Origin of the sequence: Streptomyces violaceus, from assembly GCF_036014075.1 — a bacterium.
Taxonomy (GTDB): Bacteria; Actinomycetota; Actinomycetes; order Streptomycetales; family Streptomycetaceae; genus Streptomyces; species Streptomyces violaceus.
Genome location: NZ_CP107911.1, coordinates 6,914,734 through 6,941,319, shown reverse-complemented (window position 1 = coordinate 6,941,319; position 26,586 = coordinate 6,914,734). Strand labels below are relative to the sequence as shown.

Sequence of the window (26,586 nt, the reverse complement as noted above, 5' to 3'; positions counted from 1 at the left end):
GAGTCACGGTCGGTCGTGCAAGATCCTTCCGCGCCGGTCTTGTGCAGCCGGACCGCCGAAGGGAACATCCGCCTGATGCCGATCTTCGGCGGATTGACAGCGGAACGGCTGTCCATGGACGCCGGTCACAGGGCGCAGGTCGGCCGAGGCCGGGCAGGCGAAATTCGCTGGGGCGCCTGTCTCCCGCCCCGTACCCTCGCGGCATGCCACGACCGCACGGATTCAGCTACGAGCACCACACCGGCGGAACCGTCCGCATCACCCACCACGGCCGCCCCACCACCACGCTGAACGGCTCCCGGGCCGCGCGGTTCCTCGCCGAGGTCGAGACCTCCGACCCCCAGCTCGTCATGGCGCGCTGGACCGGCAACTACAAGCGGGGCAACGAACGCACCGCGCGCGAGCATCCCCGCAATCGCGGCTGACCCGATTGGCCGCAAGGTAAGGGAACGGCAAAACCGCCTCGCTCGTTCACCCGGCATGACAGCTATGACCCCCGGCTCGAACATCCCCCTGTCCGCCGCCCGCGTGACGGTGGACGTCGCCGCCCCGGTGCGGCTCGACGTATCGGGCCTGCTGCTCACCGCCGACGGCAAGGTGCGCTCCGACGACGACTTCATCTTCTACAACCAGCCGTCGGGCCCGGGCGTGACGTATCGCTCCGGCGGCGGCACCGCGCCCGACGCGATCACGGTCGACACGACGGCCGTGCCCCCCGGCATCGAGAAGATCATCGTCACCGCCAGCCCGGATGCCGCGGGCCAGACCTTCCAGGGCGTCGAGCCGACGGCCACGGTCCGCAACGGGGACGACAACTCCGTCCTGGCCACGTTCACGCCCCCGCAGCTCGGCAGCGAGACGGCCCTGGTGATCGTGGAGATCTACCTGCGCAACGGCCAGTGGAAGGCCCGCGCGGTCGGCCAGGGATACGCCAACGGCCTCGCGGGCATCGCCACGGACTTCGGTGTGACGGTCGAGGAACCTGCCGCGGCCGCCCCGGCCCAGCCGGTGACCCCGCCGCCGGCCCCTGTGCAGCCGCCCGCCCCGCCCGTCACCGCGCCCGCCGCACCTCCGGCCGCCCCGGCCACTCCTCCCCCGCCCGCACCCGGCTCGGGCAAGATCAATCTCGACAAGGGCCGCGTCAGCCTCCAGAAGAACCAGACCGTCTCCCTCGTCAAGGGCGGCCGCCCCCTGCTCGCCCAGGTCAAGATGGGCCTCGGCTGGGAGCCGGCGTACCGCGGCAAGGACATCGACCTCGACGCCTCGGTCATCGCCTACGGGCCGCAGCGCAACCACATCGACAGCTGCTACTTCGGCAAGCTCCAGATCGTGGGCGGCGCGATCAAGCACTCCGGCGACAACCTCACGGGTGAGGGCGGCGGGGACGACGAGGTGATCATGGTCGACCTCGGCCGGCTGCCGCAGGAGGTCACGGGCCTGGTCTTCACGGTCAACTCCTTCTCCGGCCAGAAGTTCACGGAGGTGGCCAAGGCGTACTGCCGTCTCCTGGACGGCACGACGGGCGAGGAACTGGTCCGCTTCGACCTCACCAGCGCCGAGCCGCAGACCGGCGTGCTGATGGCCAAGCTGATCCGCCAGTTCTCCGGCGAGTGGGACATGACGGCGATGGGCGACTTCGTGAAGTCCCGCACGGTGAGGGGGATGGTGAAGCCGGCGGCGCAGGCGCTGTAGGCCCTGGGGGCGTCCGGCCCACCAGGTCAGCGACGCCCCGCGCCCAGCCCCTCCGTCAGCAACGTCAGATATCGCCGGAGGTGGCGGCCCTCCCCGTCCGCCAGCTCCGACGCGGTCGCCACCCCGTGCGCCAGCCGCAGCAGCTCGATCGGCTCCACGTCACGCCGCAGCGTGCCCTCCTCCTGTGCCGCCCGGACCAGCCGTCGCGCGGCGCGCTTCACCGAGTCGCCACAGGCGGTGGCCGCGGTCGAGCCGCCCTCCGTGACGGCCGGGCCCAGCAGGGCCTTGAGCCCGCGCATCTGGACCATCCCGGCGCCGAGTTCGTACATCCACTCCGCCAGCGCCTCGCCCGGCGGCAGTTCGGCCGCGAGCTCGTCCGCCCGGGCCGCGATCGCCTCGACGCGGTCGAGATACGCGGCCTCCAGGAGCGCCTGCCGGGTCGGGAAGTGCCGGTACAGGGTGCCGGACCCGACCCCGGCCCGCTTGGCGATGTCGTCGAGCGACGCGCCTTCCCCGTGCTCGGCGAACGCCTCCACGGCCACCTTCAAAACCCGCTCGTAGTTGCGCCGAGCATCCGCTCGCATGGGCCTGACCTGCACCATGCAACCACTCCTCACGAACCGGGGACCCTCTCCGCACCTTACCGAGAACTGTCTGACCCCACGCCGCCCGATGCGAACGCACGTACCCATGATCACCGATCGGGGCGAGGGAGAGCCGATGGGAGTGCAGGTGTGCTGAGGTCGCACATACGGTCACCGATGAGCGGCCAGCACTGCCGCGAGACCCTCTTGCAGATCCTTGACGAAATACCCGGGAACCTCCAGCGACGGGAAATGTCCCCCGCTTTCGGGCGAACTCCATCGGACGATCTGCCGGTACCGCTCCTGTGCCCAGGGGCGCGGACACTTCTCGACGTCGCGGGGATACATGGTGAGTGCTGACGGGACGTCGACCCGCAGTTCGGGGTCCAGAGAGTTGTGGCTTTCGTAGTAGATGCGGGCCGCCGATGCGCCGGTCCGCGTCAGCCAGTACAGGGTGACGTCGTCAAGAACCCTGTCCATGGAAATCGTCTCGAACGGGCTGTCCTGGGTGTCCGACCACTCGGCGAACTTGTCGAGGATCCAGGCGAGAAGCCCGACCGGTGAGTCGACGAGCGAGTAGCCGATGGTCTGCGGTCGGGTCGCCTGCTGCTTCGCGTACGCCGCGTGGTGGCGCCAGAAATCCCGGGTTTCCTCGGCCCACTTGCGCTCGACCGCCGTCAGCCCGTCCGTCGTCACCCCGGGCGGCGCCTCCGCGAACGTGGTGTGGATGCCGAGAACGTGGGCCGGGAACCTGCCGCCGAGAACCGTGGTGATATTGCCTCCCCAGTCGCCGCCGTGGGCTGCGAACCTGCTGTAGCCGAGCCTTCCCATCAGTTCCACCCAGGCGGCCGCGATCTTTTCGGTTCCCCACCCGGTGGTGGCCGGCTTGTCGCTGTAACCGAAGCCGGGTAGCGACGGGACCACGACGTGGAACGCCGGCGCGTCCGCGTCTTTCGGATCTGCCAGCTCGTCCACCACATCGATGAACCGGACAACACTGTCCGGCCAGCCGTGCGTCAAGAGCAGAGGAGTGGCATCCGCGCGCGCGGATCGGCGGTGCAGGAAGTGGATTCCCAGATCATCGATGGTCGTGCGGAACTGGCCGATTTGGTTGAGGCGCTCTTCGAACGACCGCCAGTTGTACCCGGTGCGCCAGTAGTTCACGACATCGACGAGGTCGGCGAGAGGAACGCCCTGTTCCCATCGGCGAGGGCCGGGCGCGGCGCGATGGACCGTCTCAGCCTCCGGCAGTCGCGCCGCGGCCAGTCGCGCGCGCAGATCGTCCAGGTCGGCGTCAGTCGCGTGGGCTTCGAATGCTCGCACGTCGCTGGTTGGACGGGGCATGAGACCTCCTGGCCGTCGCGGAACCGGATACGACCTATCGCGAACCGGCTAAGACGGTTCTACCAAGCCTCCCTGTCGGCGCGCAACCAGCTAAGGTGGTTCCATGCGTACTGGGTTCCCTGACTTCCGCCTCGGCAGCGTGCTGGCGACCAGCTTCACGGGGACCCTGTCGGAGCGTCACGGCAACGCCGTGGAGCGCATTCCCACGCCGCACCGACTCGTCGACTGGCTGGCAGTGAACGGCCTCGCCGTGGACTCCTGCACCACTGCCCAGCTCGAGCTCGCCCGGGAACTGAGGGAGTCGATCCACGCCGCCGCGACAGCGGCCGCGGTCCAGGACGCTCTCCCTGCGTCCGCTGTCCAAGTCATCAATGACCGCAGCGCTCAGGGCCGGGCCGCGGCGATCCTGACGCCCGAGGGTGAGCGGCGATGGCGGCTCGGCTCGGCTTCCTGCGTGGAAGATGCCCTCGGCGTGATCGCCGCCGACGCGATCAGCATCATCGCGGGCGAACGAGACGGAAAATTGGCCTTGTGCGCCTCACCAACCTGCCAAGCCGCCTTCTTCGACACCAGCCAGAGCCGCACCCGCAAATGGTGTGACATGAACACGTGTGGGAATCGTCAGAAGAAAGCGCGCTTCAATGCCAACCAGCGCAAAAACCCCAGATCAGCGGAGTGATCGTAAGGCCTCCTGGAGCGCTGCTCCAGGAGGCCGTCTGAGCCTGGACTCTCCCCAAGGCGGGAGAGCAGTCACATCTTCATCGCCCCCGCCGCCAGATCCCGCAGGAAGTGCCGCGCGCCGATCAGGAACACCAGGATCAACGGGATGACACTCATCAAGGCGCCCGCCATCACCAGGGAGTAGTCGGTGTTGTAGAGGACGTTGAGATTCGCCAGGGCGACCTGGAGGGTGACCTCGTCCGGGTCGATCATGACGACCAGGGGCCAGATGTAGTCGTTCCACAGGCCGATGAACGTGAAGATGCCGAGGAAGGCCAGGGCCGGGCGGAAGAGCGGCAGGGCGACCGTCCAGTAGAGGCGGAAGAAGCCGGCGCCGTCGATCCGCCCCGCGTCCAGCAGCTCGCCGGGCAGGGAGTTCTGGGCGTACTGGCGCATCCAGAAGATGCCGAACGCGTTCGCCGCGCTGGGGATGATCAGCGCCTTCAGCGAGCCCGCCCAGCCGAACTCGGCCATGGTGACGAACTGCGGCACCAGGGAGAGCTGCGCGGGGATCATGTACGTCACCAGCAGCATGCCGAAGAGGAACTTCTTCGCCGGGAACTCGTACTTGGCGAAGGCGAACGCGGCCAGCGAGTCGAAGAACAGCACCAGCACGGTCCCGAGCACGGCGACGACGACGGTGTTGAACAGCGAGCCGAAGAAGTCGACGGTGTCGAGCACCCGCCCCATGTTGTCCAGCAGATGCGGCCCCGGCAGCAGCTTGGGCGGATAGCGGTAGATGTCCTGCGTGGTGCCGGAGGCCAGCACCACCAGCCAGTAGAAGGGGAACAGCGAGACCAGCACCCCGAACAGCAGCGTCGCCCGCACGCCGATACGGCTGAGCCTGCTGCCGGAGCCGATGGCCAGGCCCGCGCTGCCGGTCGTCCTGTCGTCAGCGGCCATGGCGAGCCCCCTTGCGGCGCAGCAGACCGGCGATGCCGGGACGGCGGTCGTCGTCCGAGCCGGCGACCAGCCGCCAGTTGATGACGGTGAAGATCGCGATGATCGCGAAGAGGATCCAGCCCATCGCGGCGCCGTAGCCGAACTGGTGCTCCTTGAAGGCCTTCTGCCACAGATAGAGCACGATGGTCATCCCTTCCTGGCCCGGACCGCCCGTGGTTCCGACGTCGGTCGACTGGAAGAGCACCTGGGACTCGGTGAAGATCTGCAGGCCGTTGATGGTGGAGGTGACTGCGGCGAACAGCACCACGGGCCGCAGCTGCGGCAGCACGACCCGGAAGAGGGTCTGCCGGCTGTTCGCGCCGTCGACGCGGGCGGCCTCGAAGTGCTCGGTGGGGATGGCCTGGAGGCCCGCCAGGAAGATCAGCGCGTTGTAGCCGACCCACCGCCAGATGATCATGAGGGAGACGGACGACTTGATGCCCCACTCCGAGGACAGCCAGCCGATCCCGTCCACCCCGATCGCCCGCAGCACCGCGTTGGCGAGGCCCGCCTGGGCGAAGACCGAGCCGAAGACGACGGTCATGGCGACCATCGAAGTCACGTTGGGGATGAAGTAGGCCACCCGGTAGACGCTGGTGAAGCGGACCTGCGAATGCAGCAGGAACGCCAGCACCAGGGCCAGGAACAGCATCGGCACCGTCGACAGGAACCAGATCTCGAAGGTGTTGAGCACCGAGTGCCAGAACACCGAGTCCTGAAGCAGCCAGCCGTACTGTTTGAACCCGACGAAGCGCATGTCTCCGATGCCGTCCCAGTCCTGGAAGGACAGGTAGACGGAGAAGACGATCGGGAAGGCGCCGAAGACGGCGAACAGCACGTAGAACGGGGAGATGGCGAGCAGGGGCGGGACATGACGCCTGCGTCCGCCCGGGGTGGTGGACTTGGTACGACTTGCAGGCCGCCGCTCGTCGGCCGCCGGCGCACCGGCCGGATCGAGAACCGTGGCCATGTCAGCTCACCCCCACCCGGGACAGCGTGGTCTCGGCCGTGTTCACGGCGTCCCGCCACGCCCGGTCGGGGTTCTTGCCGAGCATCTCCACATTGGTCAGCTCCTGGAAGAACGGGGTGTTGGCGGTCTCCTCGTAGGGGCTGAAGTAGACGACCGGGGCCTTCTGGGCGGCCGGGCCGAAGACGTCGATGGGCTGCTGACCGCCGAAGAAGGAGTCGGGCTTGTGCATCGCCGGGTCGGCGTAGGCGGCCGGAGTGGTGGGGAACAGGGCCATCTCCTGGTAGCTCTTGAGCTGGTTCGCCGGGCTGAGCAGCCACTTCAGGAAGGCGAAGGCCGCTTCCGGTTCCCGGCAGTAGCGGGTCAGGGTGACGTAGGAACCGCCGTAGTTGCAGGGGCCGTCGGGCAGCGTGGTGAGCCGCCAGGATCCGGAGGTCTTCGGCGCGGTCTCCTTCAGGCCGTAGCTGGCCCACACCGCCGTGGTCATGGTGGCGATCCGGCTCCCGCTCATGGCCGCGTTGTAGTCGGGCGTCCCGTCCGTGATCCTGGCGCTGAGTCCCTGGCGGAGGATGTCCACGGACAGGTCCCAGGCACGCCGGACGTGCTCCTGGTCGCCGATGAAGCGGTTGTCTGCATCCACGAACTGCTCGGGGCTCTGGAGCAGGACCTGCTGGAAGACGTTGCCGATGTTGCTCACGAGGTAGGGCTTGCCCGGCCCCTTCGCCCGCAGTGTCCGTCCGGCGGCGATGAACTTCTCCCAGGTGGGCACCCCTTCGGCGACATCCTCCGGTTCGTGGGGCAGTCCGGCCTTCTCGAAGAGGTCCCGGCGGTAGTAGAGCGCGGTGGGGCCGGCGTCCAGGGGGAAGCCGATCATCCTGCCCGTCGGGGTGAAGCAGGCCTTCCACTTCCACTCGAGGTACTGGTCGCGGACGGATTCCGCGCCGAGCGTGCGCAGGTCGAGGAACTCGTTCTCGTCGGGGAAGAACGTGGCGAGGTTGTCGCTGTTGACGACCGTCAGGTCCGGAACGTAGGCGCGGGCGGCGAGGCTGGTGCGCACCTTGGAGTCGATCTCGCCGTCCGGGATCTGGGACCCCCTCACCCGCAGCCCCGGCACGCCGGGTACGCCGCGTCTGGCGGTGGCGAGCAGCTTGTCGCTGAGCGAGCCCTTCCAGTACCAGAGGCTGAGGTGGTCGGTGCCGGTGGACGCCGATCCCGACTCGGCCCCGCATCCGGTCAGTGCGAGCAGGCCCGCTCCCGCGCCGCCCAGGGAGGCCCCCAGAAAGCGTCTGCGGGACATCGTTCGGTGTTCCATGGGGGCGCACTCGCTTTCCGGGCATACCGCGGCCGGGGGACAGCGCTGCCGCAGGGCCCGTTCTCACGGGGATGGGGGGACGCTTCCGGGGGGATGGGGAAGCGAAGACAACGATGTCGGCGGGCGCGGGGTAGTCGGGCCGACGGTCTCGCGATGGGGGTTTCTGAGGGATCGTGAACGTTCACGTGAACGTTGCCGTTGAGTATCGAGGCGCCCGAAAACCGGTGTCAAGGGAACTGCACGGCAGATCTGCCGCCCGGCACGACGGCCCGGGGAGTCAGGCGGACTCGCGTACGACCAGTTCGGGCGTCACCCACGCGTCCGCGCCACGCAACGGCTCCTCAGCGGCGCACAGCCGGGCCACCTGCTCCACGGCCAGCCGTCCCAGCTGCCGCTTGTCGATGTGCAGGGTGGTCAGGGCGGGGTCCACCAGTTCGCCCAGGGAGAGGCCGTCGAAGCCCAACACGGCCAGATCGTCCGGCACTCTGCGGCCACGGCGCCGGGCGGTGCGCATCGCCCCGACCGCGATCAGGTCGTTGAACCCGAAGACCGCGGTGATCTCCGGCCGCGCCTCCAGCAGCCGCTCCATGCCGGCCTCGCCCCCCGCCACGCTGTGCTCGGGGCACAGCACGATCCAGCTGTCGTCGACGGGCAGGCCGTGCCGCCGGACCTGCTCGAGGAAGGCCTGCTTGCGGGCACCGGGTCCACGCTCGCCGTCCAGCATGCCGATCCGGCGGTGCCCGGCCTCGACCAGATGGGCGATGCCCTGCTCGACACCGGCGAAGGCGTCGATACCGACGGCCGCGAACCGGGTCTGCTGCGGGCCGCGCTCCAGCAGCACCAGCGGCACGCCCCCGAGGTGCCGGGTGAGCACGTCGTCCGAATCCTTGAAGTAGCCCACGACCGCGTCCGCCTGGTGGGAGAGCACGTCGAGCGCCTGCCGCTCCCTGGCCTCGTCGATACGGGAGTCCCATACGACGACCTGCCAGCCGCGCTGCTCGGCCGCCTCCAGCACTCCGGCGGCCACCTCGGGGAAGAACGGGTTCCGCAGGTCCGGGATGACCAGGCCCGCCGTCACCGCCCCCTTCTGGACGAGTCCGCGCGCGAACCGGCTGGGCCGGTAGTCCAGGAGCCGCGCCGCCTCCAGCACCCGCTCCTTGGTGCCGGGGTCGATCTCGCCCTTGTCGTTGACCGCCCGGGAGACCGTCTGGCGTGACACCCCGGCCAGTCGTGCGACGTCATGGATCGTGGCCCGGCGCCGGGCACCGTCGGGCCGCTCGCCACCCGGCTCCACCCGTTGATTGTCGGTCCACACGCTGAGCACTGTATCCGGCACCGGGTGCGGCCCGGCAGGGGCAGCCGGGCGGGCCGCTCAGCCGTCGAGCTCGCTGAACAGCGTCAGCTGCAGGGCGCCGGGGGCCTTCAGCCGCGAGTTCAGGGAGTTCCAGGCGGTGCGCGTCGGCTCGGCGACGACCTCGGCTCCGGCGGCGGACGGCTTCGCCGTGACGGCGACGGAGTCGTCCGCCTCGAGGATCGTGACCCGCCCGTCGTCCGAGGCGATCGCGCCCCGCTCGGTCAGACCGAGCACGTCCTGGTGGAAGTGCAGCGCGGCGTCGTAGTCGCTGACAGCCCACGCACCGGCAGGTTGATTCCCCCGCTCACCCCGAACGCCCGCGCCCGCGGCCCCTTTTCGGCGCCCACCGACGAACCGGGACCTGGCCCCCGAGCCCGGCCGGACCTCTGAGCCCGAGCCCCCGAGCCCGGCCGGATCAGCCGCAAGCGGCAACCGCCACCCGGCTCCGCCCCAGTCCCGAGAAGGCCCCTCAGAACAACGCGCTGTACGCGTTCAGCGCCGGCTGCCCGCCGAGGTGGGCGTAGAGGACGGTGGAGTCGCTGCCGATCTCCCCACGGGAGACCAGATCGATCATCCCGGCCATGGACTTCCCCTCGTACACGGGGTCGGTGACCATGCCCTCCGTCCGGGCCGCGAGCCGCATCGCCGCCAGGGTGGTCTCGTCGGGGACGCCGTACGTGCCCGCGTGGTACCGCTCGTCGAGTTCGACGTCGGACTCCGTCACCTCACGCTTGAGGCCGATGAGCTGCCCGGTGTTGTGGGCGATCCGGGCGATCTGCGTGCGGGTGGCGGCCGGCTTGGCCGAGCCGTCGATGCCGAGCACGCGCCGGGGCCGCCCGCCCGCCTCCTCCAGCGCGGCGAACCCGGCGACCATGCCGGCCTGCGTCGACCCGGTCACCGAGCACACCACCACGGTGTCGAAGAAGACGCCCAGCTCCCGCTCCTGCTCGGCGACCTCGTACGCCCACCCGGCGAAGCCGAGGCCACCGAGCGGATGATCGGAGGCACCGGCCGGGATGGCGTACGGCTTCCCGCCGCCCTCCTCGACCTCCCTGAGCGCCTGTTCCCAGCTCTCCTTGAACCCGATCCCGAACCCGGCCTTCACCAGCCGCACATCGGCCCCGGCGAGCCGGCTGATCAGGATGTTGCCGACCTTGTCGTACACGGCGTCGGGCCAGTCCACCCAACTCTCCTGCACGAGCACACACTTGAGCCCGGCCCGGGCGGCGACGGCAGCGACCTGGCGGGTGTGGTTGGACTGCACCCCGCCGATCGACACGAGCGTGTCACAGCCCTGGGCGAGCGCGTCGGCGACCAGGTACTCCAGCTTGCGGGTCTTGTTCCCGCCGTACGCGACACCGGAGTTGCAGTCCTCGCGCTTGGCCCAGAGGGAGGCGCCGCCGAGATGCTCGGTCAGCCGCTCCAGGCGGTGGACGGGCGAGGGCCCGAAGAGCAGGGGGTAACGCTCGTACGAGGAAAGGGACATGGGTCCTCCCGGGGTCGGGATGGGGACGGTCTCAGTCGGCGAGTTCTTCGAGCCCCCGCCAGATCTCCGCCGTGACGCGGACCGCTTCGGCCGCGTCACCGGCCGCACAAGCCTCGATCAGCCGCTCGTGCAGCCCGGCCGAACGGCAGCTGCCGCCCTGGCCGAAGCGCCGTCTCTCCAGGCGGCGGATGAGCGGGGTGTAGCGGGCGGCGGTCGCGGCGGCCGCGCGATTGCCGCTCACCCGGACGAGGACCTCGTGCAGCGCGTCGTCGGCACTCAGGGCCGCGTTCACGTCTCCGGTGCCGACGGCGGCGGCGAACCGCTCGTTGGCGGCACGCATCGCCTCGATGTCCGCGGCCTTCAGCCGGGGCACGGCGACCCGCGTCACCAGCTCGTGCATGGCGCCGACCACGGCGGCGGCGTCCCGCACGTCGGAGGCCACCAGCGGAGTCACCCGGGTGTAGCTCTGCGGCTTGCTCTCCAGCAGCCCCTCGTCCACCAGCCGGGAGAACGCCTCCCGCACCGGCGCCCGGGACAGTCCGAGCCGCTCCGCGAGCTCGGCGTCCCGCACCACCGCGCCGGGTTCGATCTCCCCGGCCACGATGGCGTCCCGGATCGCCGCGTACGCGCGGTCCCTGAGCAGGGTCCGGGGCACGGGTCGGATGGTCTCCATGAACTGAAATGTTAGATGTCAGCCGCGACCGCACACAAGAGGCACGGGACAAGACCGTGGCCCGCACTCCCCACGCGGTGCGGGCCACGGTCTCTCATGCCGCCCAGGGCCAGTCGGCGTCCCGGGAGGCCTCGATCAGCGGAACCATCCGGAAGGCCGCGTCCGAGAGGCCGCCGAAGGTGTGCCGGTTCGCCGTCCCCGACGGGCCGTGGCCCGCCCGGTATCCGGCGAGGTTCCAGGTGTAGACCGGCACGCCGGCCGGGACCTGCTCGGTCGGGTCGCCCCGGTGGTGGTGCGTGTACTGCTCGTCGGTGACGATCAGCACCCGGTCGTGCTTCCGGTAGTGCCGGCGCACCGCCTCCGTCGTGTCGGTGCCGCCCAGGTCGCCGAAGCGGTCGAGGATCTTCAGCACCGACTCGCCCGCGCGGAACCGCACACGGCCGCTCGTCGAGCCGAACTCGACCAGGTCCGCGCGCTCGGCCCGCAGCGCGAGCGCCGTACCGAAGATCGCCGCCGCGTCGGCGCGGGTGAGTTCCGAGCGGTCGGACAGCCGCGACCAGAACATCGAGCCAGAGCGGTCCACGAGCACCAGCGTCCGGCCGGGCAGCGCGGGCACGTTGGCCAGCGAGTGGCCGAGGGCCCGCTCCAGCGCGTACGACCAGCGCAGCGACGGCGCGTGCTGGTACGCGGCGAGGTACCGGAAGGGGAACTGCCGCGAACGCGCGACCTCCGCCGGGTCGCTGATCCGCGCGGCGACCCGCTCGGCGACCTCGTCGGACACCCCCGCCTCGTCGAAGTTCCGCAGGTTGCGCACGAGCGCCATGGTGCCCATGGACGGAATCACGGACTCCCATGCCGCCTTGTCCATCGGCCCCTGGATCCAGCCCGCCAGCGTCTCCCATGTCATTCCGGCCGCGGCCAGCCGCTCGGCACCGCCCTCGGCGGTCACGACCGCGCGCCGCTCCTCGACCGGCAGCGCCATCAGCTCGCGGTGCGCGCCGAGGACACGATCCGTCTCCGGCGGCACCGCGGTGTCGGGGTTGTGCCGCCGGTCGAGGGCGTAGCGGAACAGCTCGCCCTGCCACGGCTTGTCCGGGTCCGGGGCGGCGTGCACGAGGTTGAGGATGTCGCCGAAGCGGTAGCCCTTGGAGGCGGTATCGTACTTCAGCAGTGCCTTGCCGTGGTAGAGGCGGCGCACGGCATCGGCGACACCCCGCTTCACCGGCTTCGGCACGTTCCGCCCGTACATCGCGGTCCAGTACGCCAGCAGCTCGCCGGGCTCGTCGGGCCGCTGGAGCACGGAGGCGACGACCTGCCGGTTGGACGGGCCGTCGGCCGCGCCCGCGTCCAGTCGGGCCTTGACGTACTCGGCGGCGCCGACGACCGAGGCCGTGCGCAGGTTGCCCTCGCCGCGCAGCCAGCCGAGCAGGCCGGCCGTCCATGCCGAGTCGGTGACGGCGAGTTCGCGCACGAGCTTCGCGAAGCGGTCGTCGCGGTCGGCGCCGGTCTCGTAGAAGGTCTGCTGCGAGACGAAGTTCGAGACGGCGAGCAGGAAGAGCTCGGAGCGGGCATCCCGCTCGCGGCCGCGGCCGCCCTCGTAGGTGCGCAGCACACGCCCTGTGGACGTCACGCGCGAGACGGGACGCGCACGGGCTGCCTTGGAGTTGAATCGCGCCATGGTGAATTCCCCCGAATTCAATCGCATTTCCGAGGGAGACGCTGCATGCGAGAAAAGAAGTGGGCGCCCGAGGACAGAAGTCGGCGACGGACTAATTCAGATGCTCTACCCATTGAGCTACAGCGACCCGAAGTCGCTGACGGGACTCGAACCCGCAACCCTCCGATCCCAGGAAGTAACCGTTGCCTGCGCACCGGGCACCCACCACATGCTGCGCCTCCCGAGATCAAGTCGGCGGCGGCTTTTGATTCTTTGGAAGAGAAGTAGCCGCTGCCATCGCACCGGGAGGTGCGTGACGTTGTGCTCTCACTGTAGGAGGCGCAGCGCAGGACCTGCGAGCGAATTAATTACCGCTTCTGGCGCTTCCACGGTCCGGTGATGGCGAGCAGGATGCCCGGGTCCTGGATGTTGGCGTAAAGGGTCTTGCCGTCGGGTGAAAACGTGACACCGGCGAACTCGCTGTACTCCGGCTCCTCTTCGGTGCCGACGTTCAGGTCGTTGCGGGCGATCGGGTACGTGCGGCCGCTCTCGGTGGCGCCGAAGAGGTGCGAAACACCCTCGCCGTCCTCGGCCAGGACGATGCCACCGTACGGGGAGACGGTGATGTTGTCGGGGCCGTCGAAGGCGCCGTCCTTCGACGGGTCGGGATTCACGCCGAGCAGGACCTTCAACGTCAGCGTCCGGCGCTTGGGGTCGTAGAACCAGACCTGGCCGTCGTGCCGGACGGGGCTCTCCTCACGGGCGTACGAGGAGACGATGTAGGCACCGCCGTCGCCCCACCACATGCCCTCCAGCTTGCGGGCGCGGGTGACCTGGTCGTCCTTGAACTGCTTGCGCACGGGGGTGGTGCGGGCGTCGCGGTCGGGTACGTCCATCCAGTCGACGCCGTAGACGGTGCCGATCTTCGTGGCCCGGGACAGGTCGTCGACGAACTTACCGCCGGAGTCGAAGCACTTGGGCGCCTGGAGGACACCGGCGTCGTCGGCGAGCTCGCGGAACTTTCCGGGGCCGTACGCGAAGCCCTTGGGCGGGGTCCAGCGGTAGAAGAGGCCGTTGGGCTCGTCGTCGTCCTCGGTGAGGTAGGCGTGGCCGCGCTTGGGGTCGATGACGACGGCCTCGTGGTCATAGCGGCCGAAGAACTTCAGCGGCTTGGGGCTGCGATTGGCGCGCCGGTCACACGGATCGACCTCGAACACGTAACCGTGGTCCTTGGTCATGCCGTTGACGCCGGCCTTGTCGGAGTTCTCCTCGCAGGTGAGCCAGGTGCCCCAGGGGGTGCTGCCGCCGGCGCAGTTGGTGGAGGTGCCGGCGATGCCCACCCACTCGGCGACACGTCCGTCGGGGCGTACTTCGACGACCGTGCAGCCGCCGGCGGCGGCCGGGTCGTAGACGAGGCCCTCGGTGAGCGGCACCGGGTGCTCCCAGTTGGCGCGCGGGCCCTTCAGCTCGTGGTTGTTGACGAGCAGGGTGGTGCCGCGGGGACCGTCGAAGGTGGCGGTGCCGTCGTGGTTGGACGGCGTGAACTCGCCGGACTCCAGCTTGGTCCTGCCGCTGTAGGTGAGGATCCGGTAGGTGAAGCCGGCGGGCAGGGCGAGGATGCCCTTGGGGTCCGGGGCCAGTGGCCCGTAGCCCACTCCGTACCGGGAGTCCGCGGGCGCCTCCCCCGCGCTGTCGGTGTCGTAGGACGCGAGGGCGTTCGGTGCGGTGGCGAGGGCGCCGACACTGCCCGCCAGCGCGACTCCGGCACCGGTGATCGCGGAGGTTCTGGCGAAGTCCCTGCGGGTGAGCGACATGGTGTCTCCTGTGACGGTGAGTATGCCGTGGAGGGTGGCGGACCTCGTTCGCCGCCACCGTTCCGCTCATCCATGAACGCCGGTTGAACAACACCCCAGGGGTGCGGGGAACTGCGCGATAAGCCAGGACGGCGCCGCACCCGCAGACAAGATCAACCGCCCTGTTGCGACCGCGCCTTGAATGCAGCCTTCCGCGCTTCCTTCGCCACCTTCTTGTCGGGATGCAACCGCCCCATCGCCTCCAGCACGTCAGCCACAGCAGGATGATCCACACGCCACACAGCCGCAAAAAAACCACTGTGCTGCTGGGCGAGCCCCTGCACCAGTGCCCGCAGCTCCTCGGAGTTCCCCTCGGCGGCCAGCTGCGCGGCCACCGTGTCGATGGTCAGCCAGTAGACCATCGCCTCCGAGGGAGGGGGCACGTCGGCGGCGCCGTGCTCGGTGAGCCACACGCGCGCGAGGCCGCCCAGCTCGGCGTCGTCGAGGACCTCCCGCAGGGCCGGCTCGGCCGAGGCACCCACCAGGGACAAGGCCTGCTGGCACCGCAACCGCCGCAGCGGCGCCCCGGCATCGGAACCTCGGGCCGCCGCCAGCAACTCCCGCGCCGAGGCGAGGGAGTCACGGCGGGCCAGCCACTGCTCGGTCTCGGCCTGCGCCGCGGCCGGCGGGAACGTCGCCGTGCCGTCGAGCAGCGCGTCGGCCCCCTTGTCCGCGAGGTCCCCGACCGCAGGCGCCTCGAACCCGGCCTCCAGCAGCCGGGCACGCATCCCGTACAGCCCGAGGGGGGTGAGCCGGACCATGCCGTACCGGGAGACGTCGGTGTCGTCGACGGGTGCCGCGGGCTCCTCCTCGGCATCGGCCATGAGCGCCTCGTCCACGGGCTGGTACTCCACGAACCCCACCGGCTCCAGCATCCGGAACTGGTCGTCCAGCCGCATCATCGCGTCGGACACCTGCTCCAGGACGTCGTTGGTGGGCTCGCCCATGTCGCTGGGCACGATCACCGACGCGGCCAGCGCGGGCAGCGGCACCGGCGCCTCGCCGGGCGTGTCCTCGCCGACGGTGAGCAGGTAGAGGTTGCCGAGCACACCGTCGAGGAATTCGGCCTCGGACTCGGGGTCCCAGTCGAGGGCGGAGAGGTCGAGCCCGCCGTCCTCGTCGACGAGATCCGCGAGTCCCTCCAGATCGGGCACGCTCGCGTCGGCGAGCACCGTCTCCAGGGCCGCGAGCCACAGGGCGAGCACGTCCTGCGGCGAGCCACCGGTGAGCAGGGCCAGGTCCTCGCCCGCCCGGACGGTGCCCTCCTCCTCGTCGACGACCTCGACGAGTCCGGCGTCCACGGCCACCCGCCACGCCTCACTGGCGTCGGCGGCGGCATCGTCCCCGCTCAGCCCGAGCGACTCGACCGCCGCGGGCAACTGCTCGTCGACGAGCCCTCCCCCGGCGTCGACGCGGGTGTCCGGCCCGGCCCAGCGGGCGAGCCGGGCGGCCCGGGACAGCAACGGCGTGGACAGTGCGGCACGCGCCAGCTCCGCTTCGGAGTGCAGCCGCACCGGCGGCAGGGGGGAGCTGTCTGACATCGGCTGTTTCTCCTAGGGCGCCTTCATACGACTCAGCCGCTCAGCCTAGACGGATTTCCACCCATGCCGCCCACTTCATCTCCCCGTCAGCCGCCGTACATGGCCGAAACCTTGACAAGTGACGTGACCAGGCTGGAGATTGACGCGCGTAGAAGTCGGCGGACAGTTGTTCACCGGGTCGGCCCCACCCTGCCCGCCCGTCCACCGCCGCTACGCGCGTCACACCGCCCACCCCACAGGTAGCGGCAGACAGTCCACGCACCACCCTCGTCCCGGCACCTGTCATGTCCCCGGAGGGAACCCCGTTGCCGAGCAAGTCGTCCGCGCGTCTCGCCGCGCTCACCGTCGCCGCCGCGTGCTCCGCGGCATCCACGATCGTCCTCACCACCCCCGCGCACGCGGACTCGGTCCGCGTCCACGACGTCCAGGGCAGCACCCGGACCTCCCCGTACGCGGGGAAGCAGGTCACGGACGTGGCCGGAATCGTCACCGGCATCCGGACCTACGGTTCCTCCCGCGGCTTCTGGATCCAGGACCCGAACCCGGACGCCGACCCGGCGACCAGCGAGGGTGTCTTCGTCTTCACCAGCTCGACGCCGAAGGGAGTCGCCGTCGGTGACTCCGTCACGGTCAGCGGCACGGTCGCGGAGTACGTCCCCGGCGGCACCGCCTCCGGCAACCAGTCGCTGACGGAGATCACCAAACCGGTGTTCACGGTCCTCTCCAGCGGCAACGAGCTCCCCGCCACGACCAAGGTCGACGCCAGGTCGGTCCCCGCCACCTACGCGCCGCCCGGCGACACCACGGCGAACGGCTCGATCAACGCCCTCGCCCTCAAGCCCTCGAAGTACGCCCTGGACCACTACGAGGCGCTGGAGGGCATGACCGTCCGCGTCTCCGACACCCGCGTCGTCGGCGCCACCGACCCGTACACCGAACTCTGGGTGACGGTGAAGCCGCACGAGAACCGCAACCGCCACGGCGGCACGGTCTACGGCTCCTACGACGCCCAGAACACCGGCCGCCTCCAGATCCAGTCCCTCGGGGCGACGGCCGACTTCCCGAAGGCGAACGTAGGCGACACCCTCACCGGCACGACTGCGGGCCCGCTCGACTACAACCAGTTCGGCGGCTACACCCTCGTCGCGAGCGAGCTCGGCACGCTCAAGACCGGGGACCTGAAGCGCGAGACGACCCGCAAGCAGCGCAGCGGCGAACTGTCGGTCGCGACGTACAACGTCGAGAACCTCGACCCGACAGACGCCACGTTCGCCGCCCACGGCTCCGCGATCGTGAACAACCTGAAATCGCCGGACATCGTGTCCCTGGAGGAGATCCAGGACAACAACGGTGCGACGAACGACGGCACGGTCGCCGCCGACCAGACCCTGACCAAGCTGATCGACGCGATCGTCGCGGCCGGCGGCCCGAAGTACGACTGGCGCTCGATCGACCCGGTCGACAGCGCCGACGGCGGCGAGCCGGGCGGCAACATCCGCCAGGCGTTCCTGTTCAACCCGAAGCGGGTCTCCTTCACCGACCGCGCGGGCGGCGACGCCACGACGGCCACCGACGTGACGAAGATCCGCGGCAAGGCCCACCTCACGCTCAGTCCCGGCCGTATCGCCCCCGCCGACGAGGCCTGGAAGAACAGCCGCAAGCCGCTGGCCGGCGAGTTCGCCTTCCGCGGCCGTACGGTCTTCGTGATAGCCAACCACTTCAACTCCAAGGGCGGCGACCAGGGCCTGACCTCCCAGTACCAGCCGCCGTCCCGCAGCTCCGAGACCCAGCGCCACCAGCAGGCCACCCTGGTGAACGCCTTCGTCAAGGACGTCCTCGACACCCAGAAGAACGCGGACGTCGTCACGCTGGGCGACATCAACGACTTCGAGTTCTCCCGCACCGCGAGGCTCCTCGAGGGCCGCGGCGAACTCTGGTCGGCGATCAAGTCGCTCCCCCGCAACGAGCGTTACTCATACGTCTACCAGGGCAACAGCCAGGTCCTCGACCAGATCCTGATCAGCCCGTCGATCCGCCGCGACTGCGACTTCGAGTACGACAGCGTGCACATCAACGCGGAGTTCAACGACCAGATCAGCGACCACGACCCCCAAGTCCTGCGCTTCCGCCCGTAACCCACAAGGGCCGGCTGAACGACTGCTTCAGCCGGCCCACCTCACCTCACTCACCCCGGCACGAGCCCCAGAGCATGCCGGTACCGGCTCCCGATCGTCCCCTTCATCCCCGGATACGCCCGCACCCGCTCCCACGCATCGGTCCCCGGCGCGGCCAAGGCGTCGTCGTAGGCCTGGTCACTCTCCCACTCGGCGTAATTCAGCACATGCCCGCCATCCACACTCAGGTGGAAGTGAGCGGAGATCAGCCCGGCGTGCCCTTCCTGATCGTCCCCCAAAGCCTTCAGCACCAAGTCGACCCACTCCTCCGGCCGCGCCCCGGCCTCTTCCTCGAAGTCGATCCGCACGGTGACGATCAGCCCCGGCACCCGCTCGTCCCCGACGGCCCGCTCCCGGCTGCGATACCGCCGGTACCGCCCGAGCCCCACGCGCTCGATCCCCGGCACGGCGGTGTCGATCTCGTCGACCCGCTCCTGCCGTTGGGTCTTCACAAACGCCTCGAAGGCCTGCTCACCGCTCCACTGCGAATGGTGCATCAGCGTGGACCCGTCATGCCCCGCGTACACGTGATACCCCAGCAGATCATCAGCGGGCCACGGCCGCCGCTCCCACGTACGCCCGATCGCCTCGACAGTCCGCTCCTGCCGCTCGGGCGTCCCCACACGCCAGGTACTGAAGAGGGGAGCACCGGTGCGCGGGTCGGTGAGATCGGGATGCTGTTCGGTCCGACGGCTCATTGAACACTCCAGTCACGGTTCGCCGAATGCGTACACACCCCACCTTTCAACCTCAACCAAGCTTGAGGTCAAGCGCGGGTTTTCAGGTACGCGGCGTCGGTGCTGGGGCCGGGTGGGTCCGCAACCCGGCGGACCGGGGTGCCGCTGCGCCCACCCGTGCCGCCCTTAGCGGCACGCATGCCCGCAGCTAGGCGGGACGGGCGGCGCAAGCCACGACGCGCCCGCAGCCGCCGGCTCACGGAAGGGGACGTGTCGGGGGGTGTCCGCCCGCAGCGGTTGGCGCGTCAACGAACAGTCAGTCGGCGTGAAACCCCATCGCGCCGTTCCGAGGACGGACACCCCCCGACACGGCCCCGACCCACCACCGGCGAACAGGCGAAGCGCACGCCCCCAAGCCGCCACAAGCACTCAGTGATGCCCGTGATGATGCCTCCGCCGCAACACCCCGACAGCCACCACCGCCCCCGCAGCCGCCCCCACCACCAGCACCGGCCGCGGATGCCGCAACCCGGCCTGAACAGCACCGCGCACCGGCCGAGGCCCCGTATGCGTCGCCCTGTCCTGCACCGTATGCCCAGCCTGCACCGCACTGCTGCGCAACTGCACCGTCATCGCCCCGGCCTTGTCCCGGAGATCAGCCGCCCGCGCCCGCGCACGCCCCTTCACATCCGCCTTCCCCGCCAACTCCTCCACGGTATTGCCGAGTTCACTGCGGGTCCGCTCGATCTGTCGCCGCAGCTCATCGGGCCCCTTGGCCCCACTCGTCGCGTCCGTCATCGATGCGCCCTTTCCCTGATCGCCTCCACGTCCGCCTTCACACTGCCGAGAGCCTCCTCAGGCGTGGGAGGCGTGGCCCGACGCAGCTGCCCCCGGCCGACCGCACCCAGCACAGCGGCGATGACGAACAGCACCCCCGTCACGATGAGCGCCGCGGCCCACACGGACAGCACCAGCGAGAGCGCGGCGACGCCCGTACCGGCCAGCGCGAGAAACCCGGCATAGGCGACGGCACCCGCCGCACCGAGCAACCCCCCACCACGCCCCGCACGCCGCCCCTTCTCGGTCAGCTCCTCCTTGGCGAGAGCCACTTCCTGCCGCACCAGCAGCGAGAGCTGCTCCGCGGCCTGTCCGACGAGCTCGCCCACGGAGTGGTGCTCGTCGTGCACGACCCGATGTTCCATCCGATGTTCCATCGTTCCGGTCACAGCGTTCCGCCTCCTCTCGAAGCAGGAACCCCCGAGTACCCGGACCGCGACCCCACACGCACGAACCCCGCCCGCTGAACCTCGAAGCAAGTCTCACCCATACCTGGTAGCAAATTTAAGTGGAGCTACACAGACACGCCGCCGACACTACTGACATGACGACACCGTTCGGCCGCGCCCTCTGCGCCATGATCACCCCGTTCACCGAGACCGGAACCCTGGACCTCGACGGCGCCCAGCACCTCGCCACCCACCTGATCGCACACGGCTGCGACGGCCTGGTGCTCTCAGGCACGACGGGCGAATCCCCGACCACCACGGACGCCGAGAAGTCGGCCCTGATCGCCGCCGTCCGCGAGGCCGTGGCCGACAGGGCGTCGATCGTCGCGGGCATCGGCACCGCCGACACAAGGCACACCGCCGACCTGGCCCGGGAGGCCGAGAAGGCGGGCGCGGACGGCCTGTTGGTGATCCCGCCGTACTACAGCAGACCCCCGCAGGACGCGATCGAGGCCCACTTCCGCGAGATCGCGGACGCCACCGAACTCCCGCTCATGCTCTACGACATCCCGATCCGCACCGGTACCCGCGTCGAACCCGAGACGATCCTCCGCCTCGCCGGACACCCCCGGATCGTCGCGGTCAAGGACTGCTCCTACGACTTCCTGGGCGCCCAGAAGGTGCTGGACCGCACGGACCTGGCGTACTACGCGGGCTGCGACGAACACAATCTCGCGCTGTACGCCGTAGGCGGCACGGGCTATGTCAGCACGGTCGCGAACGTGATCCCGAGCCACCTGCGAGGGGTCCTGGACGCCTTCGACGCGGGCGACACCGCACAGGCGGCCCGCCTCCAGCGGCGAGCCACGCCCCTCATCGAGGCGGTCATGTCGGCAGGCCTGCCGGGCACCGTCACCACGAAGGCGCTCCTCACCGCACTGAACCTCCCCGCAGGCCCGGTCCGCGCTCCCCTACGCCCCGCCGACCGCACCACGACCGACGGACTGCTGTCGCTCCACAGGTCCCTGACCACCACCTGACCGGACCCCCGGGGCGAGCCCTGCCCCCAAACGGGCCAGGGGCCGGTGTCCGCACCACACACCCATGTGCGATACGAACCCCCGGCCACCCCACAACCGTCCTGCCGGCTCAGTTCCAGGCGTACCCGTCACCGAACAGCAGCGTGTGTTCCAGCACGTCCTCCGCCGGGTCGTCGATCTGGCCGGTGCTGACGTTGACCAGACCGAACCGGTGGCCGTTGTGCGAGTTCGTATTGGTCTCGTCGGCGTGCGCGGCCCCCGCCGGAAGCCAGCACACGGCCAGTACCGCGGCCGCCCCGGCCAGACAGCGCGCCACGACCCGCTCTCGCTCGTTCCTCATGCCCCGGTCCTCGTTTCATCGGTTCGGCGTCAGATCGGACACTGCGTCCACCAGTTCATCTGCCTGGCCCGTCGCGAGGTCACGCCCGGCAAATTCGTACGTCCGTAGCCCGGTTCAGCGGAAGGCGTCACCGTTCTCCGCTGCCCACTGCCGGAACGACCTGGCCGCGGAACCGGTGACCTGCGCAACCGTGTCGCGCACCGTCAGCAACTCGTCGTTGACGTCCCCGCCCATGAGATCGAGCACCTCGTGCGCGGTCTCGTCCCCCATGAAGGAAGCCATCTGCCGATGTGCCTCCTCCGGGCTGATCTCGACGAGGGCCACCTCCCGCCCCAGAGCCGCCGCGACGGCCGCGACCTGCTGCCGGACGGTGACGCGTTCCGGCCCCGTCAGTGCGTACGTCCGCCCTCGATGGCCCGGCTCGGTCAGCGCCGCGCGAGCGACCGCCGCGATGTCCGCGGGGTGGACGGCGGGAAGACCGACGTCCGCATACGGCGCCCGGACCACGCCCTCCGCGCGGATCGACTGCGCCCACCACAGGGTGTTCGAGGCGTACTGCGTCGGCCGCAGGATCGTCCAGGCCATACCGCTGTCCTTGAGCAACCGCTCGACGGCCAGGTTCGCGCCGGCCGCGGTCAGCCGCGGATGGGTCTGCACGGTGATCGACGACACGAGCACCACATGCTCCACGCCGGCCTGCCGGGCAGCCGCGAGAACCTCCTCCTCTGCTCCCATCCCCGACAACAGAAACAGCGAACGCACCCCCTCCAGCGCGCCCTTCAGCGAGTCCGCCCGACCGAGATCGCCCTCAACGGCCTCGATCCCATCAGGAAACGAGACCCGCCCCGCATCCCGGGTCAGCCCCCGCACAGACGCGGCACCCCCCAGACTCAACTCCCTCAGCAGAACCCTTCCGATGTTTCCGGTCGCACCGGTCACGAGAATCATCGCCGCCCACTCCTGCCCCAGATATCGATCACTTGACCGGCAGGCTAAAACCTCGACTTTCCTTGAGGTCAAGGCACCGAACCGACGCCGGACACACGAACGCCCTCCCGGCCGTCCTCGGGCCTGGGAGGGCGCTCGGCGATGACCGAGGCAGATCAGTTGTGGCTGTGCAGGATCTCGTTCAGCCCGCCCCACACCGCGTTGTTCGGCCGGGCCTCGACCGTGCCGGTGACCGAGTTGCGGCGGAACAGGATGTTGGAGGCGCCGGACAGCTCGCGGGCCTTGATGATCTGGCCGTCGGGCATGGTGACGCGGGTGCCGGCGGTGACATAGAGGCCGGCCTCGACGACGCACTCGTCGCCGAGGGCGATGCCCACGCCCGCCTCGGCGCCGATCAGGCAGCGCTCGCCGATGGAGATGATGACGTTGCCGCCGCCGGACAGCGTGCCCATGGTGGAGGCGCCGCCGCCGATGTCCGAGCCGTCGCCGATCAGGACGCCCGCGGAGATACGGCCCTCGACCATCGACGTGCCGAGCGTGCCGGCGTTGAAGTTCACGAAGCCCTCGTGCATGACGGTGGTGCCCTCGGAGAGGTGCGCACCGAGGCGGACCCGGTCGGCGTCGGCGATGCGGACGCCCTTGGGGGCCACGTAGTCCGTCATGCGCGGGAACTTGTCCACGCTCGTCACCTGCAGGTGCAGGCCCTCGGCGCGCGCGTTCAGGCGGACCTTCTCCAGGTCGTCGACGGCGACCGGGCCCAGCGAGGTCCAGGCGACGTTGGCGAGATGGCCGAAGATGCCGTCGAGGCTCTGGCCGTGCGGCTTCACCAGGCGGTGCGAGAGCAGGTGCAGGCGCAGGTAGACGTCGTGCGCGTCGACCGGCTTCTCGTCGAGGGAGGCGATGACCGTGCGGACCGCGACCACCTCGACGCCCCGGCGGGCGTCCGGGCCGACCGCAGCGGTCGCGCCGCCGCCGAGCAGCTCCGCGGCACGCTCGGCGGACAGCCGCTCGGTGCCGGACGGGCCGGGCTCGGCGGCCAGCTCGGGCGCGGGGAACCAGGTGTCGAGGACGGTGCCGTCGGCGGCGATCGTGGCGAGGCCGGCGGCCACGGCGCCGGTGGTGCGAGGAGCAGTCGTGTCGGTCATGAGGGCAACCTAACCGGCGGACGGCGGTCGATGCGAACCGGTACGGGGACGTCTCACGTGCCGGGCGGTACGTCTCCCTGCTGGTCGGCGACGCGCGGCGGCCGCCCCGCCACCGGCCTCACTCCCCCGCCCCGCGAGGGCGCGCTCCCGCCCCGCCACCGACCTCACTCCCCCGCCTGGCGAGGGCGCGCCCCCGCCACGACCCGGCCCAGCACCTCCCGCGCATACGCCTCGTCGTACGGCACCCCCGTCAGCAGCGCCTGAAGGCAGATGCCGTCGATGAGCGCCACGAGCGCCCGCGCGGTGACCGGATCCGTGCGCCGGGACAACACCTCGGCGAGTCCCTCGGTGCACTCGGCGGCGACGGGCCGCAGAGCGGCCCGGCGCAGGGCGGCCAGGTACAGCTCGTACTCCAGCTCGACGGCGGTGCGGTCGCCCGCGAGCCACTCGCCCATCCACCCGGCGAGTTCGGCCGCGAGGTCGGTCTGCGGATCCTCCAGGCCGCCGCGCGCGGCGACCACCTTGGCGAACCCCTCGTTGGCCTGCCGCAGCGCGGCGACCATCAGTTCGTCGAGGGTCTTGAAGTGGTACGTCGTGGAGCCGAGCGGCACATCGGCCTCGGCGGCGGCACTGCGGTGGCTCAGCCCGGCGATGCCCTTCTCCCCGACGACCCGCATCGCGGCGTCGATGATCCGCTGCCGCCGCTCGGGGTCATAACGCCTGGGCATCAGTGACCGCCTCCCATGTTCAGCACCACGACCCCGACGATGATCAGCGCGATCCCGGCGGCCTTGGCCGTGGTCAGGCCCTCCCCCAGGAACAGGATCCCGATGGTGGCGATGGCCGCGGTGCCGACGCCGGACCAGATGGCGTAGGCCGAGCCTACGGAGACGGTCTTCAGCGTCTGCGCGAGCAGTGCGAAGGAGACGACGTATCCGAGGAGCGTGATCAGCGAGGGCCCGAGCCTGCTGAAGCCGTCGCTGTACTTCATGGCGGTGGTCGCACCCACTTCAGCGGTGATGGCCGCGGCCAGCAGCAGATAACCCATATGTACGAGCGTACACACCATCTGTACGACCGTACACATCACAGGACGGAAACCGCTCTCAGCAAACGCCCCCGGTGATCCCCGACGTCCACTACGGTGTCACCGATCACGCACCGGGCCACCACAACTGCGCCGCCGTCAAGGGTGCCCGATGGAGGAACAAGCGCATGACAGAAGACAAGTCCCGGCCGCCACAGGACCGTCCGTGGGAGAGCGGCTGGGCCCCGGACACCACCCGGGCACCGGGAACGCGAAGGCTCTGGCTGGCGGGCGCCCTCGCCCTGACCACGGTCACCGCGTGCGTGACGGCGATCGCCGTGATGGACAGTCAGTCCGGCGAACCGGCACCCGAGTCGGCGGAGCCGACGACACTCACCAACTCGGCCCCGGGCGGCCTGATCTCCTTCGCGACGCCCTCCGGGAACAGCACGCCCGCGCCCGGCAAGGACCGCGGACGCCCGTCCCCCACCCCCACGACGAGCGCACCCACCAGCCCGGCCGCTTCTGCGAAGCCGCGCCCGAAGGCGCCGAAGCCCTCGGAGTCCCACCGGACTTCACCGGCGCCGAAGCCCCCGAAGTCCCACGGGATATCCATACGCTCGGTCAACTACACCGACCGCTACTGGCGTGTGCGCGACGGCTATGTGCGCCTGGACTCGATCGGCTCCGGCCCCGAGCAGCGTGAGGACGCCACATTCCGGCGCGTCGCCGGACTCGCCGACTCCTCCTGCTACTCCTTCACCACTGCGGACGGCCGCCACCTCCGCCACCGCAGCTTCGTCCTCGTCGAGGACACCGACGACGGCTCCGCCCTCTTCCGCAAGGACGCCACCTTCTGCCCCCGCCCCGCGTACCCCTCGGGCGCGGTCATGCTGGAGTCGGTGAACTACCCGGGCCGCTTCCTGCGCCACCGCAACTTCCAACTCCGCCTCGATCCCTACCAGCACGACGGCCAGTACCGCGCGGACGCGTCGTTCCGGCTGGTGGCCGGGCTGGACTGAGCGTGACGAAGGGGCGGCACCCGGGAGGGTGCCGCCCCTTCGTCACGCGTGGATCTCAGACGTTGAACCCGAGAGCCCGAAGCTGCTCCCGACCGTCGTCCGTGATCTTGTCGGGGCCCCACGGGGGCATCCAGACCCAGTTGATGCGCAGTTCGTTCACGATGCCGTCCGTGGCGGACTTCGCCTGGTCCTCGATGACGTCGGTGAGCGGGCAGGCCGCCGACGTCAGGGTCATGTCGATCGTCGCGATGTTCGCGTCGTCGATGTGAATGCCGTAGATCAGCCCGAGGTTGACGACGTCGATGCCCAGCTCGGGGTCGACGACGTCGTACAGGGCCTCGCGGACCTCGTCCTCCGAGGCCGGCTTCATCTCGATGGTCTCGCTCATGCCGTCGTCTTCCTTTCGGCGTCGGCCTCGCCCAGGGCCTGGGCCGTCGCGTCCTTCCAGGCCATCCAGCTCAACAGGGCGCACTTGACCCGGGCCGGGTACTTGGACACCCCGGCGAACGCGACCGCGTCCTCCAGGATCTCCTCCATCGCGTCGTCGGGCTCGAGCTTCCCCTTGGACTGCATCAGCTCCAGGAAGGTCTCCTGGATCTTCCGCGCGTCGGAGAGGTCCTTGCCGACGAGGAGTTCGTTCAGGACGGACGCGCTCGCCTGGCTGATGGAACAGCCCTGGCCCTCGTACGAGACGTCCTCGATCGTCGCGCCGTCGTACTTCACGCGCAGCGTGATCTCGTCACCGCACGTCGGGTTGACGTGGTGCACCTCGGCGTCGCCGTCCCGCAAGCCCCGCCCGTGCGGGTTCTTGTAGTGGTCCAGGATGACTTCCTGGTACATCGAATCCAGCTTCACGGTTTCC

27 protein-coding genes and 1 pseudogene are annotated in these 26,586 nt (G+C 70.0%); 6 read left to right on the top strand and 22 right to left on the bottom strand.

What is annotated here, in order from left to right; all coding sequences use genetic code 11:
- Window positions 1-203: 203 nt before the first annotated feature.
- Together OG542_RS31210 and OG542_RS31205 are read left to right on the top strand one after the other, a co-directional pair.
- Window positions 204-425 carry a hypothetical protein gene (locus tag OG542_RS31210; RefSeq protein ID WP_328415165.1) on the top strand — a complete coding sequence of 74 codons (222 nt, stop codon included), beginning with the start codon at window positions 204-206 and terminating at the stop codon, window positions 423-425.
- A 64-nt stretch (window positions 426-489) separates the two neighbouring features.
- A complete protein-coding gene (locus OG542_RS31205; RefSeq protein WP_311130265.1) occupies window positions 490-1,692 on the top strand; it encodes a TerD family protein in 1,203 nt (400 codons plus the stop codon).
- Between the two features lie 26 nt (window positions 1,693-1,718).
- Here the strand turns inward: OG542_RS31205 and OG542_RS31200 are convergent, their stop codons facing one another.
- Entirely contained in the window at window positions 1,719-2,294 is a 576-nt protein-coding gene (locus OG542_RS31200) for a TetR/AcrR family transcriptional regulator (protein ID WP_328415163.1), read from the bottom strand.
- Window positions 2,295-2,447: 153 nt separating this feature from the next.
- Window positions 2,448-3,620 (bottom strand): epoxide hydrolase family protein, encoded by a 1,173-nt coding sequence (locus tag OG542_RS31195; protein ID WP_328415161.1) that lies wholly within the window; start codon window positions 3,618-3,620, stop codon window positions 2,448-2,450.
- Between the two features lie 103 nt (window positions 3,621-3,723).
- Here OG542_RS31195 and OG542_RS31190 point away from each other — a divergent pair, with 103 nt between their 5' ends.
- Window positions 3,724-4,299, top strand: coding sequence for a CGNR zinc finger domain-containing protein (locus OG542_RS31190; RefSeq protein WP_311125011.1), 576 nt, complete (start codon window positions 3,724-3,726; stop codon window positions 4,297-4,299).
- Window positions 4,300-4,370: 71 nt separating this feature from the next.
- Here the strand turns inward: OG542_RS31190 and OG542_RS31185 are convergent, their stop codons facing one another.
- The 10 genes and pseudogenes from OG542_RS31185 to OG542_RS31140 form a co-directional block, all read right to left on the bottom strand.
- On the bottom strand, window positions 4,371-5,243 hold the full coding sequence (locus tag OG542_RS31185) for a carbohydrate ABC transporter permease (RefSeq protein WP_328415159.1): 873 nt from the start codon (window positions 5,241-5,243) through the stop codon (window positions 4,371-4,373).
- A complete protein-coding gene (locus tag OG542_RS31180) occupies window positions 5,233-6,252 on the bottom strand; it encodes a carbohydrate ABC transporter permease (protein ID WP_328415157.1) in 1,020 nt (339 codons plus the stop codon). Before OG542_RS31180 ends, OG542_RS31185 begins: the two co-directional genes overlap by 11 nt.
- Before the next feature lies 1 nt (window position 6,253).
- Window positions 6,254-7,546 carry an ABC transporter substrate-binding protein gene (locus tag OG542_RS31175; RefSeq protein WP_328415155.1) on the bottom strand — a complete coding sequence of 431 codons (1,293 nt, stop codon included), beginning with the start codon at window positions 7,544-7,546 and terminating at the stop codon, window positions 6,254-6,256.
- Between the two features lie 292 nt (window positions 7,547-7,838).
- Entirely contained in the window at window positions 7,839-8,876 is a 1,038-nt protein-coding gene (locus OG542_RS31170) for a LacI family DNA-binding transcriptional regulator (RefSeq protein ID WP_328415153.1), read from the bottom strand.
- Between the two features lie 57 nt (window positions 8,877-8,933).
- Window positions 8,934-9,182: pseudogene (locus tag OG542_RS31165) on the bottom strand (VOC family protein); the annotation flags it as partial.
- A 202-nt stretch (window positions 9,183-9,384) separates the two neighbouring features.
- Window positions 9,385-10,401 carry a 1-aminocyclopropane-1-carboxylate deaminase gene (locus OG542_RS31160; RefSeq protein WP_328415151.1) on the bottom strand — a complete coding sequence of 339 codons (1,017 nt, stop codon included), beginning with the start codon at window positions 10,399-10,401 and terminating at the stop codon, window positions 9,385-9,387.
- 31 nt (window positions 10,402-10,432) lie between these two features.
- Window positions 10,433-11,074: a GntR family transcriptional regulator gene (locus OG542_RS31155; RefSeq protein WP_328415149.1), complete on the bottom strand. Its 642-nt coding sequence runs from the start codon at window positions 11,072-11,074 to the stop codon at window positions 10,433-10,435.
- A 94-nt stretch (window positions 11,075-11,168) separates the two neighbouring features.
- On the bottom strand, window positions 11,169-12,752 hold the full coding sequence (locus tag OG542_RS31150) for a TROVE domain-containing protein (protein WP_328415147.1): 1,584 nt from the start codon (window positions 12,750-12,752) through the stop codon (window positions 11,169-11,171).
- Window positions 12,753-13,099: 347 nt separating this feature from the next.
- Window positions 13,100-14,545 carry an alkaline phosphatase PhoX gene (locus OG542_RS31145; RefSeq protein WP_328415145.1) on the bottom strand — a complete coding sequence of 482 codons (1,446 nt, stop codon included), beginning with the start codon at window positions 14,543-14,545 and terminating at the stop codon, window positions 13,100-13,102.
- A gap of 152 nt (window positions 14,546-14,697) precedes the next feature.
- Entirely contained in the window at window positions 14,698-16,125 is a 1,428-nt protein-coding gene (locus tag OG542_RS31140; protein WP_311125019.1) for a hypothetical protein, read from the bottom strand.
- Between the two features lie 305 nt (window positions 16,126-16,430).
- Here OG542_RS31140 and OG542_RS31135 point away from each other — a divergent pair, with 305 nt between their 5' ends.
- On the top strand, window positions 16,431-18,260 hold the full coding sequence (locus OG542_RS31135; protein ID WP_311125020.1) for an endonuclease/exonuclease/phosphatase family protein: 1,830 nt from the start codon (window positions 16,431-16,433) through the stop codon (window positions 18,258-18,260).
- Between the two features lie 50 nt (window positions 18,261-18,310).
- On the opposite strand, the gene OG542_RS31130 is transcribed toward OG542_RS31135, so the two are convergent.
- The 3 genes from OG542_RS31130 to OG542_RS31120 all read right to left on the bottom strand — a co-directional run bounded on the left by OG542_RS31130 (window position 18,311) and on the right by OG542_RS31120 (window position 20,178).
- Window positions 18,311-18,997, bottom strand: a complete 687-nt coding sequence (locus OG542_RS31130) for an antibiotic biosynthesis monooxygenase (protein WP_328415142.1) — start codon at window positions 18,995-18,997, stop codon at window positions 18,311-18,313.
- Window positions 18,998-19,405: 408 nt separating this feature from the next.
- Window positions 19,406-19,774, bottom strand: a complete 369-nt coding sequence (locus OG542_RS31125) for a DUF3618 domain-containing protein (protein WP_328415140.1) — start codon at window positions 19,772-19,774, stop codon at window positions 19,406-19,408.
- Window positions 19,771-20,178, bottom strand: coding sequence for a phage holin family protein (locus OG542_RS31120; protein ID WP_328415138.1), 408 nt, complete (start codon window positions 20,176-20,178; stop codon window positions 19,771-19,773). The genes OG542_RS31125 and OG542_RS31120 overlap by 4 nt, the downstream gene beginning before the upstream one ends.
- Window positions 20,179-20,357: 179 nt before the next feature.
- On the opposite strand from OG542_RS31120, the gene dapA reads away from it, so the two are divergent.
- Window positions 20,358-21,242 carry a 4-hydroxy-tetrahydrodipicolinate synthase gene (gene dapA, locus OG542_RS31115; RefSeq protein WP_328415136.1) on the top strand — a complete coding sequence of 295 codons (885 nt, stop codon included), beginning with the start codon at window positions 20,358-20,360 and terminating at the stop codon, window positions 21,240-21,242.
- Between the two features lie 109 nt (window positions 21,243-21,351).
- On the opposite strand, the gene OG542_RS31110 is transcribed toward dapA, so the two are convergent.
- From OG542_RS31110 to OG542_RS31090, 5 genes are all read right to left on the bottom strand, one after another.
- On the bottom strand, window positions 21,352-21,582 hold the full coding sequence (locus OG542_RS31110) for a hypothetical protein (protein WP_328415134.1): 231 nt from the start codon (window positions 21,580-21,582) through the stop codon (window positions 21,352-21,354).
- A 114-nt stretch (window positions 21,583-21,696) separates the two neighbouring features.
- A complete protein-coding gene (locus OG542_RS31105) occupies window positions 21,697-22,530 on the bottom strand; it encodes an NAD(P)H-binding protein (RefSeq protein WP_328415132.1) in 834 nt (277 codons plus the stop codon).
- 155 nt (window positions 22,531-22,685) lie between these two features.
- Window positions 22,686-23,675: a 2,3,4,5-tetrahydropyridine-2,6-dicarboxylate N-succinyltransferase gene (dapD, locus tag OG542_RS31100; protein ID WP_261681466.1), complete on the bottom strand. Its 990-nt coding sequence runs from the start codon at window positions 23,673-23,675 to the stop codon at window positions 22,686-22,688.
- Window positions 23,676-23,839: 164 nt separating this feature from the next.
- Window positions 23,840-24,403: a TetR/AcrR family transcriptional regulator gene (locus OG542_RS31095; protein ID WP_328415130.1), complete on the bottom strand. Its 564-nt coding sequence runs from the start codon at window positions 24,401-24,403 to the stop codon at window positions 23,840-23,842.
- Complete coding sequence (locus OG542_RS31090) at window positions 24,403-24,723, bottom strand: DMT family transporter (protein WP_311125042.1); 321 nt, start codon at window positions 24,721-24,723, stop codon at window positions 24,403-24,405. The genes OG542_RS31095 and OG542_RS31090 overlap by 1 nt, the downstream gene beginning before the upstream one ends.
- A 167-nt stretch (window positions 24,724-24,890) precedes the next feature.
- On the opposite strand from OG542_RS31090, the gene OG542_RS31085 reads away from it, so the two are divergent.
- Complete coding sequence (locus OG542_RS31085) at window positions 24,891-25,724, top strand: AbfB domain-containing protein (protein ID WP_328415128.1); 834 nt, start codon at window positions 24,891-24,893, stop codon at window positions 25,722-25,724.
- 55 nt (window positions 25,725-25,779) lie between these two features.
- Here the strand turns inward: OG542_RS31085 and OG542_RS31080 are convergent, their stop codons facing one another.
- Window positions 25,780-26,112 (bottom strand): metal-sulfur cluster assembly factor, encoded by a 333-nt coding sequence (locus tag OG542_RS31080; protein WP_184596910.1) that lies wholly within the window; start codon window positions 26,110-26,112, stop codon window positions 25,780-25,782.
- Window positions 26,109-26,579 (bottom strand): Fe-S cluster assembly sulfur transfer protein SufU, encoded by a 471-nt coding sequence (gene sufU, locus OG542_RS31075; protein ID WP_193480712.1) that lies wholly within the window; start codon window positions 26,577-26,579, stop codon window positions 26,109-26,111. Before sufU ends, OG542_RS31080 begins: the two co-directional genes overlap by 4 nt.
- Between the last annotated feature and the right edge of the window lie 7 nt (window positions 26,580-26,586).